Below are 12,886 nucleotides of genomic sequence, written 5' to 3' on the forward strand. Positions count from 1 at the left end.
CTACCCGCCCGAGGACAGATCGGTGCGCGGAGCGGTTCCCAGATGCACGCCGACCCGCTTGACGAGGAGCGTCATCTCGTACGCGACCAGCCCGACGTCCGAGTCGGCGTCCGAGAGTACGGCGAGGCAGCTGCCGTCGCCTGCGGCCGTCACGAACAGGAAGGCGTCATCGAGCTCGACGACCGTCTGCCGGACGTTGCCCGCCTCGAAGTGGCGGCCCACGCCCTTGGCGAGGCTGTGGAATCCCGACGCGACGGCGGCCAGGTGCTCGCTGTCCTCCCGGGTCAGGTCCTTGGACACCCCCGTCGGCAGGCCGTCGCCGGAGAGCACGAGGGCCTTACGGATGCTGGCGACGCGGTCCACCAGGTCGTCGAGGAGCCAGTTGAGCTCGCCGGACTGGTTGGTCGCGGTGTGGCCGGTCGCCTTCGGTGCGGTCATCGACCGTCCCCCTTAGTCATTCCTTGTGCTGTGCCGCTGTGGGCGTCGTCGCCCGCGGCGTTCTCCTGGCGGCCGCGCTGCCAGCCGCGCTGGAGCGATGCCATCCGGCTGCGTACCTCGTCCGCGTCGCGCTCGACGAGTTCCGTGCTCTCCTCGGTGCGCCGAGCGGGGCCCTGCTTGAGCTGCGGAGCCAGGCTGGCCTGTCGTACGCGCCGGGGCAGGGGACCCGAGCCTGAGCCGCTCTCCCGCTGTGCCGCAGCCGTGCTCGCAGCGGAGTGGCCGGGCCCACTCGATGCGATCGCGGCACGCCGCGTGCGCCTCGGGAGGGCTGCGGGCTCCGGCGGCTCGCCTCGGTCGTGCGCGGCGCTGGGCGGTGTGTCGGCGCGGTCGCCGATCCGGTCCTGGGCACCGGTCAGCTCGCCGCGGGGTCCAGTACCGCGGCGACGGGTCGGCAGCGGGGCGAGGCCGTTCGGCTCAGGGCGGCTCGGGCCTGCCGAAGGCTCCGCGTCCGTCTCCTCTCGCCGGGAACGCTGCTCGGTGACCGGGCGCCCGTGCGAACTGACCAGCTTGGGCGTCCGACGGCGGGGCAGCGGGACCGGAGCGCTCACGTCGTCGTCCGTGTCGGACCGGTCCGGTCCGCCGTGGATGCCGGAGACCGGGTGTTCGCCGAGCGAGCCCGGGGCCTCGTCCTCCACATGGGCGAGAGCGCGGCGCGGGCGGAAGAGGCCGCCGCGTTCGCTGTCCTCGTCTTCGAGCGGGTCCGGGAAGTCGCTGAGCGCGTCCAGGTCGACGGGGGCCTCCAGCTCGACCGGGCCGTCCAGGAGCGAGGCGGGCAGGCCGGGCACGCGGGCCGGCACATGGGCGAGGGCGGCGCGACGCGCCTCCTCCAGCTCGGCCTCCTTCGACGGAGTGGGCCGGTCGAGACGGAACCCGATGCCGTTGGTGTCCGGGACGTCGTCCGTGAGCAGCGCGTCAGGGATGAAGACGACGGCTGTGGTGCCGCCGTACGGCGACGGCTGCAGCGAGACCCGGACGTTCTGCCGTTGGGCGAGCCGGCTGACCACGAACAGGCCCAGCCGGTCGGTGTCGGACAGCTCGAACTCGGGCGTCTCGGCGAGCCGGAGGTTGGCGTCGAGCAGGGCGTCGGCCGCCATGCCCAGGCCTCGGTCGTGGATCTCGAGGGTGAAACCGTTGGCTACGCGCTCACCCAGGACCTGGACCGCGGTGTGCGGCGGGGAGAACACCGTGGCGTTCTCCAGCAGTTCGGCCACGAGGTGCGTGAGGTCCGCGACGGCCGGTCCGGTGACAGCGACGCGGGGCAGACGTCGGACCTCGATGCGCTCGTAGTCCTCGACCTCGGCGACCGCGGCGCGTACGACGTCCATGAGCTGGACGGGCTTGCGCCACTGTCGGGAGGGGGCAGCGCCGGAGAGGATCACCAGGCCTTCGGCGTGCCGGCGCATACGGGTGGTCAGGTGGTCGAGGCGGAAGAGGTCGGCGAGTTCGTCGGTGTCCTCGGTCCGGCGTTCCATGGTGTCGAGGAGGGTGAGCTGCTTGTGGAGGAGGACCTGGCTTCGGCGGGCGAGGTTGACGAAGACCTCGGCGACACCGGCGCGCAGTTCGGCCTGCTTGACGGCGGCCTCGACGGCGGCGCGCTGCAGGGTGTTGAGGGCCTGGCCGACCTCGCCGATCTCGTTCTTGTCGTATTCCAGTCGTGGGACCTCGGTCTCCACGTCGACCTGTTCGCCGGAGGAGAGGCGGCGCATCACACTGGGCAGGCGCACGCCGGATGCCTCGTGGGCCTCCAGTCGCAGCTGCCGCAGATCGCGGATGAGGCCGCGGCCGATGCGCACGGACAGGAAGAGCGAGAACAGCAGGGCGAGCAGCCCGAGGACACCGGCGACGGCGGCCTTGAGGATGACACCCATCGCGACAGGGCTGACGCGGTCCTGATAGCGGGCGCCCGCCTCGTCGTTGAGCTTGCTGAGCTCGTCGAGGACGCTGCCGGCGGCGGTGTCCCAGCTCTTGGCGTCGACCCTGCTGGGCCTTCCTGCCTGGGACAAGATGACGGCCTGTTCGGCGACGCGCAGTGGAGCAGTGGAGGCGTTGTCCCAGAAGCGCTCGTAGCGTTCACGCTCGGACGAGGGCAGGTCCGACAGGCTGATGTCGTACATGAGGGTGCGCTGGGCCACGAGGTCGGAGACGGCGCGTATCTCTTCGCGGGACAGCTTCCCGACCACCAGGGCGGAACTCAGCAACGCGTCCTCGCGAGAGAGCAGTTCGCGGGCGCGGGTCACGTTGAGCAGGGCGCGGGCCTGCTTGTCCATCGCCACACTGTCGATCCCGTCGAGGGAGCCCAGCAGGGCGTAGCAGGGGTCGACGAGCCGGTTGTACAGGCCGAGGGCCTGGGAGCGGGTCACCGTTCCGTCCTCGACGCTGCGGCGCAGGGAGTTGATGCCGTCGAAGGCGTCCAGGACGGCATTGAGACGCTCGGCGTCGCCCTCGTCCATCCCGTCGCGGACGTCGGGGTCCTTGGCGTTCTTGCGGATCTCGGCTACGGCGGCGTCGGTGGCGCTCCGGGTTTCCCGCAGCGCGGACAGTGCGTCCGAGGCCCGGCGGTCGGCGAGATAGACGAGAGCCTGGCGGCGTTCCTGCTGCAGGACACGGACGGCGTCCTCGGTGGAGTAGCCGATCTTCTCGACGAGGGACGACACCGTGAACAGCTGGGCCACACCCCGCCCCGTGAGTACCGTGGCGAAACCCCAGATCGCGGTCAGGGACACCAGCGGCACGAGAAGCAGCGCCACCATCTTCCGGCGGATCGACTTCCCGCGAAAGCGCATGGCCTCCCCCAGCTCAAACCCCCATTGGTCAGGGGGCACACATGTGCGTCAACAATTGGCGCGAGCCTACTACCGACGCACAAGTAACTCGAAGAGCCATCCGGAACCTGAACTTCCGCACCGGCGACGAGACATGGGGAGTTGTCCGGCCATTGCGGGAGATTGCCTCCCCTGATCCCGGGGCGCCGCCGAGGACGGATCCGGCCGGTCTCCCAGGCCAGTTGGCCAGAAATTTATCTTCCTCGGGAATCTTCGGTACGCGTCGATCGTCCTTCTCTATGGGAGATGGGGGCGGAATGAGCCACAGGAGCCGCATCCAGTCCCCGGGCGGCGTAAAACAGCGCAAGCCGGGCAGCCACTGGGGAGCCGCGTCTTCGGACACGGGGCAAGCGGTCTGCTGGCGGTGGGGAGTGACACGGTGATGGGCACGGCGGAGCGGCGCGTAGCGCCCGAGGACGAGGCGGCTGCGCGTGTGACGGCGCGGCGCGGCCCCGAAGCACTGGATCGCGACATTCCGGCGGGTGGAGGCCGAGAGACGGGTAGCCGTGATGTTCCGGCGGTCACAAGTGCGGTGACGACGGATCAGCACGATGTTTCGGCCGGCTCCGGTGGCAAGGCAGCGACGGCCAGAAGCCTGGCCGGGGCTGCCGACGGCGGGGCGGCACCGGAGTGGTCGGCATACCGGCCGTTGTGGGTCGAGGAGCCCGCCCGGCGGCGCAGGATGCCGGATCCGGTGCGGACGGCTTCGGTGCGGGCGGTGCTGATCATCGCGGTGACGCTGATACAGGCGATGGTGGCCTTCCTGTGCACCCTGGCGGGGTCGTGGCTGGCGTTCCCGATGGTGATCAGCAGTGTGGTCAGCACGGTGGTGGCGACCTGGGGCGCGCTCGACGTCTGGGTGACCCGCCAGGTGTGGAACCAGCGCAATGGAGTGGTCTCGACACCGAGCAGCACAGCGCGCATCCTGCGACGCGAGCGGCGCCGGGTTCGACGCCAGACGCGGGAGGCCGAGCGGGCTCAGGAGCGAATACGCCGACGGGGCGGGGCCAGCCAACTGTCGCACTCCTGAACGTGGTTGAACGACCCAGCACCGAGGGCTGAGGAGCGGCTCCCAGGGAGCCTGCCGAGCCAAGCCGGGCCTGCCGAGCCAAGCTTGGGTCGGGCCGAGTGTCGGTCCGGGCCGCCGGGTCCGTTGAGCAGTCCCGCAGCGGCAGGCCCGAGGCCACTCCGAGGGGGCCACCCCGGACGCCGGAGTTCGACCATGATCGGCCGTGGTTGGTTGCTCCGCGGACCAGCGCGCGCCGCGCGTGGGCGGTCCACGGAGGGGACGGCGGTCTTCGTACGGCTACACGCTGGGCCGCTGTGCCGCGTACGCGTGGCCGCCTGCCCTGTCCTGCCCTGGCAACTGGTGCCCCGTGCACATCGAGTACTTCGGCGAGAAGGTGCCGCCCACGTCGCCGAAGAGCCGATCTTCGACCCCGAGATGACCCGCATCCGTCGATAGGGGATGCCGGTGTCCCGCTCCTACGACGTGATCGTCATCGACCTCGGCGGCATGGGTAGCGCCACCGCCCACCACATCTCCTCGCGCGGCCCCCTCGTGCTCGGCCTGGAGAAGTTCGGCTCGGTACACAACCGCGGCTCCAGCCACGGCGGTTCACGCAGCACCCGGCAGCCGTACTTCGAGGACCCGACGTACCTCCCGCTGCTACTGCGCGCCACGAGCTGTACGACGGGGCTGGGGGCGCCGCAGGCCGGGACACCGCCACCTCCGCGGCAGCCTTATGGTCGGACGCTCCGGCAAGCCGACCGTCTTCGGCTCACTGCGCTCGGCCCCAACAGTGGGACTGCGGACTGCGCACGAGATGGTGGATGCCCACGCGATCCGCCGCCGCCTCCCAGCCCTCGCGTGGCGAACATGGTCGACCTGATCCCGTGTCCCGCCAACGGCTTCCTGGCCAGGGTCATTGCAAGCAGCGAGCGGCAAGGGCACGGTGCGGGCGATCGGCACCGGCGGCCACGCCTCGACCAGGGGCTTTGCCCGGCCCAAGGCATCGCACGAGATCATGTCGCGCACTCGGAGCCTCGGAGCGGCGGAGTACCACGAGGCGAAGCACATCTGGCGCAACGCCAATACCTCTCCGCAGGGGTGGTTCGCCTGACTCGCGGGTAGCAGCAGGTTCATCACCCGTCCTTGATCCCGGCTCCCCGCAACGAGCCACTCCCCTCCCTTTCCCCGGTCCCCGAGGAGTCCGCTCATGTCGACCATGGAGCAACCAACCAGTCCACGCAGTCACGACGACGCCGAACTCGCCGAGTTCGGCTACAAACCCGAACTCAAGCGCACCCTCGGCAACTTCCACACCTTTGCCGCCGGGATCAGCTACATCTCGATCCTGACCGGCACGTTCCAGCTGTTCTACTTCGGCTACGGCAGCGGCGGCCCCGCCTACTGGTGGTCTTGGCCGATGGTGTTCGTCGGCCAGTTCATGGTTGCCCTCTGTTTTGCCGAGCTGGCCGCCCGCTATCCCGTCGCGGGCTCCGTCTACAACTGGTCGAAGAAGATAGGCAATCCGCATCTGGGCTGGCTCGCCGGCTGGATGATGTTGATCGCGTCCATAGTGTCCATCTCGGCCGTGGCGCTGGCCTACCAGTTGACGCTCCCCCAAATCTCGTCGGCCTTCCAGATCGTGGGGGACGGCACCGGCAAGTACGACGTGGCGACCAACGCGGTCATCCTGGCCGCGGTGTTGATCCTCTTCACCACCTTGGTGAACGCCTTCGGCGTCAAGTTGATGGCGAGGATCAATACGGCGGGCGTGTTCATCGAGTTGATCGCCACTGTCGTACTGATCGTCCTGTTCGCCATCCACATCACCCGCGGCCCGCAGGTGGTCATGGAGACGAACGGCACCGGTGCGGGCTACGGCACCGGATACCTGGGCGCGTTCCTTGTGGCCTCGCTGGCGTCCGCGTACGTCATGTACGGCTTCGACACGGCGTCCTCCCTCGGTGAGGAGTGCCTGGACCCGTCTCGCAACGCGCCGCGCGCCATCATCCGCGCCATCGTGGCCTCCTTCGTCCTCGGCGGCCTGATCCTGCTGCTCGCGCTGATGAGCGTCTCCAGCCTGAAGGGCGAGAAGTTGTCCACGGACGGCCTGCAGTACGTCGTGCTCAACGTCCTCGGCCCCACGGCTGGCAAGGCGATGCTGTGGTGCGTACTGATCGCCGTGACGGTGTGCGCTCTGGCGGTCCACACGGCGGCGATCCGGCTGGCGTTCGCGATGGCCCGGGACAACAACCTGCCGGCGTCCTCACTGCTGGCGAAGGTCAGCCCTCGCTTCCAGACCCCTGTGCTGCCGACCGTGATCATCGGGGTCCTGGCCCTGGCCATCCTGGTGGTCAACATCCGCCAGCCGCAGATCTTCACCGTCGTGACCAGCATCGGCATCATCATGATCTACCTCGCCTACCTCGGTGTGACCGCGCCGATGCTGGTGGCGCGGCTGCGCGGCAAGTGGCGGCCCGCGGGCGACGGCAAGTTCTCCCTGGGCCGGTGGGGGCTGCTGGTCAACATCGTCGCCGTGGTGTGGGGCGCGGGCATGACGCTCAATCTGATCTGGCCGCGCGCCTCGGTCTACAACGCAACGGCCCCGTACCACTGGTATCTGCAGTGGGGCGCGGTGCTGTTCGTCACCGTCATCGCGGGCGGCGGCTTCGCCTACTACTGGTTCGTCCAGCGGCACCGGACGGGCGTCCTCGCCGAGCACAGCCTGGAGGGCGCGGCCACGCCGACCAAGGAGGTCAACTCGCCGTGAGTTTCGGCGAATTCAAGCTCTACCGCCCGTCCGGCACCGTGAAGAGGGACGCGGACAGCTCGGTCACGTTGTCGGTGCGGGCCGTTTGAACATCCGTGTCGCCGTGATCTCGCTGTGCCCCGCTTCCCCCGCCTGGGGCTGCTGCGGCAGTCCCGGGCGGAGGTGTTCCTCCACGCTGATGTACTTCAGTCCCGCCCTGAGGTCGGCGTCGTTGCGCAGTCGGATGACCAGCGGGAACTCTGCCAGCGCTGTCGTGTCGAACAGGCCGGTGGTGTACAGGAGTTGGACGCCGAGTGCGTCCGACACGGCTCGCTGGAGCTCCAGCAGATACGTCGCGTTGGCGCGCCCGATCGGGTTGTCCAGGAACAGTGTCCCGGCGTGCCGGTGCTTGTCGCGGCCCCGGTCGTTCGACCGTAGCGCCGCCATCGTGCAGTACAGCGCGATGGCGGCCGTGAGCAGCTGGCCACCGGAGAACACATCGCCCATCTGTCCGACGGGCACTCGCTCGGCACGCAGCACGGCGTCCGGCTTCAGGATCTCGACGGCGACGCCCTTCGGCTGGAGCGCAGCGGCAACACCCCGAAGCAGCAGGGACATGCCGTCCCGCCGCAGGTCGGAGTTCTTCTTCACCGCCGCCCGTGTCGCCTCGTCGATGACCTCGCCCAGCCGTTCGGTGAGCGTGGCCTGGTCGGGCTCCTCGAAGCGGATGCGCAGGAACTCCTGGCCGGACCACTCGCCGAGCCCCTCGGGCAGCCGGGAGAGCCGCTGGGCGGACCTCAGGGTGGCCAGCGCCGACTCGACCAGGCCCCGGAGCCGGTCCACGATCGAGTCCCGGTTCCGCTCCAACTGGGCCAACTCATCGGTGAGCACGCGGAGTCGGGGCGCGAAGGCGTCCGCCCATTTCTGCGCGTGCTCGGGCAGCGCGGAGGCGGGCAGTTCGCGGATCTGCTGGCGAGCGGGGGTGCGGACCTGCTCGTAGCGCGTGGAGTTGGCGTGCCGTACGAGCACGTCACTCGCCTCGCGTACGGCGCCCTCGGCGGCGGAGAGGTCGGCGGCGCAGCCGCGCAGCGAACGGCGGGCCTCCGCGGCGGATTGGCGGGCCTCGTCGAGGCTGCCGGGGTACGGCTCGGTCTCCTCCTGCTCCTCCTCCAAGGTGTGCTCGCGCAGCAGGTCCCGCAGCATCGCGGCGATCTCGTCGAAGCCGCCGGCCGCGTCCTCGGCGGCGCGGTGCGCTTCGAGGAGCTCCGCATGTGCCTCGCGGGCCTGCGTCAACGCCTCGGTGCGGGAGGCAAGTTCGGCGGTCGCCGTGCGCAGCAGTGCCTGCGCGTGCTCGGCATCGCGCGGCTGGAGTTCCTCGGAAAGCTCGGTGTGCGCTTCGCCGTCCTCGGGAGCGTGCCGCTCGGCCTCGCCGCGCAGCCGGCCGAGTTGCTCGCTCGCGCTGGACATGCGGGTCTCCAGGAGCTGGACCAGCTCCTCCGCGCGCGCGGCGGCCGCTTGCCGGGAGGGCCCGTCGGAGCCGTCGGGTGATTGAAGGAGCTGTTCGGCCCGGGTACGGACCTTGTTGCTGAGCCGGTCGAGTTCCGCGCGCGCCGCGCTCTCGTCGCTCTCCGCGCGGGCCTGCTCGGCGCGCAGATCGGCGCCCACACCGACCTTCTCGTACACCTGGGAGGCGGCCCGGTACGCCTCACGCAGGGCGGGCAGGGACGCCTTCGGGGCGTCGGCGCCCGTGTCCGGTACGTCGTCCGGGGCGCCCGCGATCTCCGAGCGCTCGGCGCGCAGGGCGCGCGCGGTGCGGCGCGCGTCGTCGGCGGCGCGCTGGGCGGCACGGCGGTCCTCGTCGGCGGCGCGGGCCCGTTCCAGGCAGGTCTGGGCGCGGGCCTCGGACTCGGTGGCTTCGTCGGCGAGTTCACGCAGCTTGACCTGCCAGCCGGCCCGCTCGCGCAGCCGGAAGGCCAGCCCGGCCAGGGCGTCTGCGGCGCGCCGCGCCTTCTGTGCGGCCTCCTGCCGCTCGTCGCGCACCTGGGCGGCCTCGGCGGCGGCTTCGTCAGCCTCGGCCCGTACTGTCCGCGCCTCGGCCAGCTCGGCCTCGGACTCCTCGGCGAACGCGCGCGCCTCCCGGGCCGCCTGCGCCAGCTCGACCAGCCGCCCGGCGGGACAGCCGGTCCGCCACGAGGCGAGCCGTGCCGCCAGCTCTCGGTCCTTGCCGAGCCGCGCGGCGAGCGTGCGGATCTCCTCGTCCCGCTCGGTCGCCCGGGCGCGCAGCGCCTGCCGCTCCTCGTCGGCGGCATGCTCGTCGTGCATGGCGGGGTTCGGCGGTACGAGGAACACGTCGGGAGAGGGGCCGTGCTGGGAATCCGGCGCCGGGGTCGGAGCGAGCAGGGCGGCTGCCGTACCGACCGCCACGGCCGACCGGGGCAGCAGTGCGGCGTCGCTCAGCACCTCGCGGGCACGCGCATGCGTGTCGGGGTCCGTGATGATCACGCCGTCGACCAGTTCGGGTCTGGCGGCCAGCACGCGCGCGTGGTCGGTGGGGTCGACCGCCTGGGCGAGGTAGCGCCAGCCCGGCAGCGCGGGGATGCCCTGCTCGCCGAGGAACTCCACGGTGGCCAGCACGTCAGGGCCGGGCGGCAGCAGCCCGCCGTCACCGAGCGCGCCGAGGATCCGGGCGTCGTCGGCGGCTGCCGTACGCAGGTCGAAGAGCTGCCGCTCGGCGGTGGAGACGCCGTCGTCGAGCAGCTCGCGCAGTTCGTCGGCGAAGCGGTCGAGTTCCTCAGGCGTGAGGGTGCCGTCGGTGAGGGGGTGGGAAGCGTTGGGGTCGGCGGGCCCTCCGGCGCCGGCGCTGCCCGTCCGGGCGCGCGACGCCGTGTCGGAGCCGGTCCGCAGGTCGTCCCCTGCGGCCGCCGCCCCGGCCTGGGCATCGACCGCCCTGCCGGACTCGCCGTCCCCTCCCGCCCGGGGCGCGGGCACTACGGCCCGCTCCGCGCCCGAGGTTGACGGCAGGCTCAGCAGCTCGGCCAGCCGCTCCTCCCCCGCCAGCGCCTCGGCGAGGCGCTGTTCCGCCTCGTACGACCGCTCCGCCGCCGTGGCCGCATCCGCCGCGCGAGCCGCCGTCAACTCCGCGCGGGACTCGGTCGAGGCAGCCTCACGCGCGTGCTCCGAGGCTCGCCGGGAGGCCTCGCGCGCGGTGTCCCAGGCGGCGACGGCCGTCTTCTCGGCGTCGCTCGCGGCGAGGGCCGCGCGGGCCGGGTCGGCGTCGGGTGCACTGTCGTCCAGCCACCCGGCGCGCACGGCCTCGGCGGTCTCCTGCTCGACCTCGGACAGCCGCTGCCGCAGATGCCCCACCTCGCTGCGGGCCCGCTGTGCCTCGGTGGCGGCGGCGGTGGAGTCCCGGTACGCGGACTCGCTGACCTCCTGGAGCGCGGCGGACCGCTCCTCCCCCTCGTTGGCGAGGGTCTCGGCGCTCTCCGCGGCCGAGTGCAGGGCCCGTACGAGATCGACGGCGGCCTTGGCGCGAGCGGCGAGCGCGGGGGCCGCGTCCCGCTCGGCCTCCTGGATCGCGGCGGCCACGCGTGCCACGCGGTCGGCGGCGGCGCGGTGTCGCAGGGCCGTCTCGGCGGCCTGCCAGGCGGAGTGCAGCGTGCGTGCTTCGGCGAGCTCGCGCTTCTGGGCGGCCGCCGACTTCTCGGCCGCGGCGAGCGCCAACGAGGCGTGGCGGTAGGCGAGTTCGGCGGCGATCAGGGCGCTGCGCTCGCGCGCCGCCTCGGAGTGGGTGACGGCGTACGCGGCGGCGGTGACCCGCTGCGCGAGGTCGCCCGCCCGGACCCGCTCCTGGACACCGCGCGCGGACAGCCGCCGGGCCAGGGTCCGCGTCCGCCGCTCGGCGCCGGCGTGGATGTCACGCGCGCGTGAGCGTGCGTCGGCGGCTTCGACGATCCGTCCGAGCAGGTCGACGGACCCGGCGGTGAAGTCCCGCTCGGCGATCAGCTCGGCGCGTCGGCCCAGCTTGTTGCCGAAGCCGCTGACCAGGTCGGCGAGGCCGTCGGTGTCACGCGTGTCCGTCACGGCCCGCAGCAGCAGGTCGGTGAAGTCGGAGTCCTTCTTGACCGCGAAGAGGCCGGCGGCCTCACCCTCGTCGGCGTTCATCTCCCGCTGGTAGCGGAAGAGCTCGGGGTCGAGGCCGAGGTCGCCGAGGTGCTCGATCCAGCGGTCGTGGATCTCCTCCCAGTGCACCTCCAGATGCGGATACGCCTTGCCCGCCTCCGTGATGGCGTCCCGGAAGCCCTTCATGGTGCGGCGGCGCCCCTGCGCCCCCGACTGGCCCTCGACGGGCGGCCGTACGGAGGTGGCCTCGGCGACGGGCAGGTTGTCCAGGCTCAGCCCGGGCCCCGGGCGGAAGGAGTACCAGGCCTCGGCGAACTTCCGCGGGTCGTTGGAGACCTGGCGCCCGCGCCACTCACTCACCTTGCCGACCACGACGCACTCACCGGTGAGCGTGTGCTGCCACTCCAGCGCGACATGCCCGCAGTCGTCGGCGAGCAGGAACTTCCGCAGCACACCGGAGCTGGCGCCGCCGAGGGTGTTGCGGTGGCCCGGCAGCATCACGGAGAAGATCAGCTTGAGCAGGACCGACTTCCCGCCGCCGTTCTCCAGGAAGAGCACCCCGGCGGGCGCGGGCCGACGCGGCGGACCGACGGGCTCCTCCTCGAAGAACTCCGCCTGCGTCGGGGCGGGGTCGGGCACGGGCTCGCCGACACCGCGCAGGTCCAGCACGGTGTCGGCGTAGCGCGCACCGGCCGGTCCGATGGAGTAGAGGCGGACCCGGGACAGCTCGTACATGGCGGACTCTCGTAAGTCTTCGTCAGATCAGGGAAGTTCGGGGGCGGGGAGCGAGGGGCGACGGCGTCAGGCGGAGTGGAACGGCAGCCCGGCGTCGGCCACCAGCTCCAGGTCGTCCGTGTCCTCGGCGGGCAGCAGGCTCGGCGTGCCGTCGGTGACCGGGACCACGCCCAGCTCCAGCAGCTCGGCCATGGCGGCAGTGCCCGCCATGTCACGCACCTGGAGCTGGTAACGAGCCGTCGTGCGGTACGTGCCGCCGTTGTCGTCGCCGGTGCGCTGCAGGAACCCGGAGTCGGTGAGGAAGGCGGCCGCCTTGCCGACGATGCCGGTGGTCGAACCGGCGAGTCTGCGCGCGTCCTTGGTGGCGCCGGTCGCGCTGCGTCTCACCCAGATCCGCCAGGCGGCCTCCAGCCCGGGGGCGTCCGTCGCCGGATCGGTGTTCTCGCCCTGCTCCTCGGCACGCTCCTCCAGCCGTCGGCAGGCCTGGCGTACGAAGGCGTCGACGCCGTTGACCGTCACGCGCCCGATGTAGCCGTCGTCGGCCAGGTCCTCGGGCCGCGGGAACGCCATGGCGGCGATGGCGAGATGGGCCAGCCCGTGCAGGAAGCGGTCGCTGCCGTCGGCGGACGTACGACGTGCGTAGTCGCCCATGCGGACGGCGAACACGGAGTCCTCGGCGGCCGTCACGGCCATCCCTGCGCGCGGGGACACCTCCAGCACGACCAGCCCCAGCCCGGCGGCCACGGCGTCCGCGAGCCGTGCGAACGGGGGATCCTCCCGGTATCGCCGCAGCAGCTCCGTGTACTCCTGATCCCGCGCGGGCTGCAACTTGGGCTGCAGCCCGAAGGCGACCAGCCGAGCCGCGTCGGCGGCATCGGCGGGGGTGACGGCGGCGGTCGCCGACGGGGCGGCGGCCTCCGGCTCACTCCGATCGACGTGCTCGGTCACGGC

Annotated in this window: 7 protein-coding genes and 1 pseudogene; 4 read left to right on the top strand and 4 right to left on the bottom strand. The window is 71.8% G+C overall.

The window, feature by feature from the left end; all coding sequences use genetic code 11:
• Both EHO50_RS00085 and EHO50_RS00090 read right to left on the bottom strand, forming a co-directional pair.
• On the bottom strand, positions 1–438 hold the full coding sequence (locus tag EHO50_RS00085; RefSeq protein ID WP_128427557.1) for a roadblock/LC7 domain-containing protein: 438 nt from the start codon (positions 436–438) through the stop codon (positions 1–3).
• Positions 435–3,281, bottom strand: coding sequence for a sensor histidine kinase (locus EHO50_RS00090; RefSeq protein WP_128427560.1), 2,847 nt, complete (start codon positions 3,279–3,281; stop codon positions 435–437). Before EHO50_RS00090 ends, EHO50_RS00085 begins: the two co-directional genes overlap by 4 nt.
• A 421-nt stretch (positions 3,282–3,702) precedes the next feature.
• Between EHO50_RS00090 and EHO50_RS00100 the strand changes: the two genes are divergently transcribed.
• The 4 genes and pseudogenes from EHO50_RS00100 (at position 3,703) to EHO50_RS00110 (ending at position 7,099) form a co-directional block, all read left to right on the top strand.
• Entirely contained in the window at positions 3,703–4,350 is a 648-nt protein-coding gene (locus EHO50_RS00100; protein ID WP_128427565.1) for a hypothetical protein, read from the top strand.
• A 444-nt stretch (positions 4,351–4,794) separates the two neighbouring features.
• Positions 4,795–5,188, top strand: a pseudogene (locus tag EHO50_RS44760) (N-methyl-L-tryptophan oxidase); the annotation flags it as partial.
• Between the two features lie 60 nt (positions 5,189–5,248).
• Positions 5,249–5,443: a hypothetical protein gene (locus EHO50_RS00105; protein ID WP_128427568.1), complete on the top strand. Its 195-nt coding sequence runs from the start codon at positions 5,249–5,251 to the stop codon at positions 5,441–5,443.
• 96 nt (positions 5,444–5,539) lie between these two features.
• Positions 5,540–7,099 carry an APC family permease gene (locus EHO50_RS00110; RefSeq protein WP_128427571.1) on the top strand — a complete coding sequence of 520 codons (1,560 nt, stop codon included), beginning with the start codon at positions 5,540–5,542 and terminating at the stop codon, positions 7,097–7,099.
• Positions 7,100–7,162: 63 nt separating this feature from the next.
• Here the strand turns inward: EHO50_RS00110 and EHO50_RS00115 are convergent, their stop codons facing one another.
• Positions 7,163–11,935 carry a coiled-coil domain-containing protein gene (locus EHO50_RS00115; protein ID WP_128427573.1) on the bottom strand — a complete coding sequence of 1,591 codons (4,773 nt, stop codon included), beginning with the start codon at positions 11,933–11,935 and terminating at the stop codon, positions 7,163–7,165.
• Between the two features lie 66 nt (positions 11,936–12,001).
• Positions 12,002–12,883 carry a hypothetical protein gene (locus EHO50_RS00120; RefSeq protein ID WP_128427576.1) on the bottom strand — a complete coding sequence of 294 codons (882 nt, stop codon included), beginning with the start codon at positions 12,881–12,883 and terminating at the stop codon, positions 12,002–12,004.
• Positions 12,884–12,886 lie beyond the last annotated feature (3 nt).

Origin of the sequence: Streptomyces cyaneus, from assembly GCF_004028635.1 — a bacterium.
In the GTDB taxonomy this organism is placed as follows: domain Bacteria; phylum Actinomycetota; class Actinomycetes; order Streptomycetales; family Streptomycetaceae; genus Streptomyces; species Streptomyces cyaneus.

Coding starts and splice junctions, on each gene's coding strand:
- EHO50_RS00085 (WP_128427557.1), bottom strand. CDS start 438: ATGACCGCACCGAAGGCGACCGGCCACACCGCGACCAACCAGTCCGGC.
- EHO50_RS00115 (WP_128427573.1), bottom strand. CDS start 11,935: ATGTACGAGCTGTCCCGGGTCCGCCTCTACTCCATCGGACCGGCCGGT.
- EHO50_RS00100 (WP_128427565.1), top strand. CDS start 3,703: ATGGGCACGGCGGAGCGGCGCGTAGCGCCCGAGGACGAGGCGGCTGCG.
- EHO50_RS00110 (WP_128427571.1), top strand. CDS start 5,540: ATGTCGACCATGGAGCAACCAACCAGTCCACGCAGTCACGACGACGCC.
- EHO50_RS00090 (WP_128427560.1), bottom strand. CDS start 3,281: ATGCGCTTTCGCGGGAAGTCGATCCGCCGGAAGATGGTGGCGCTGCTT.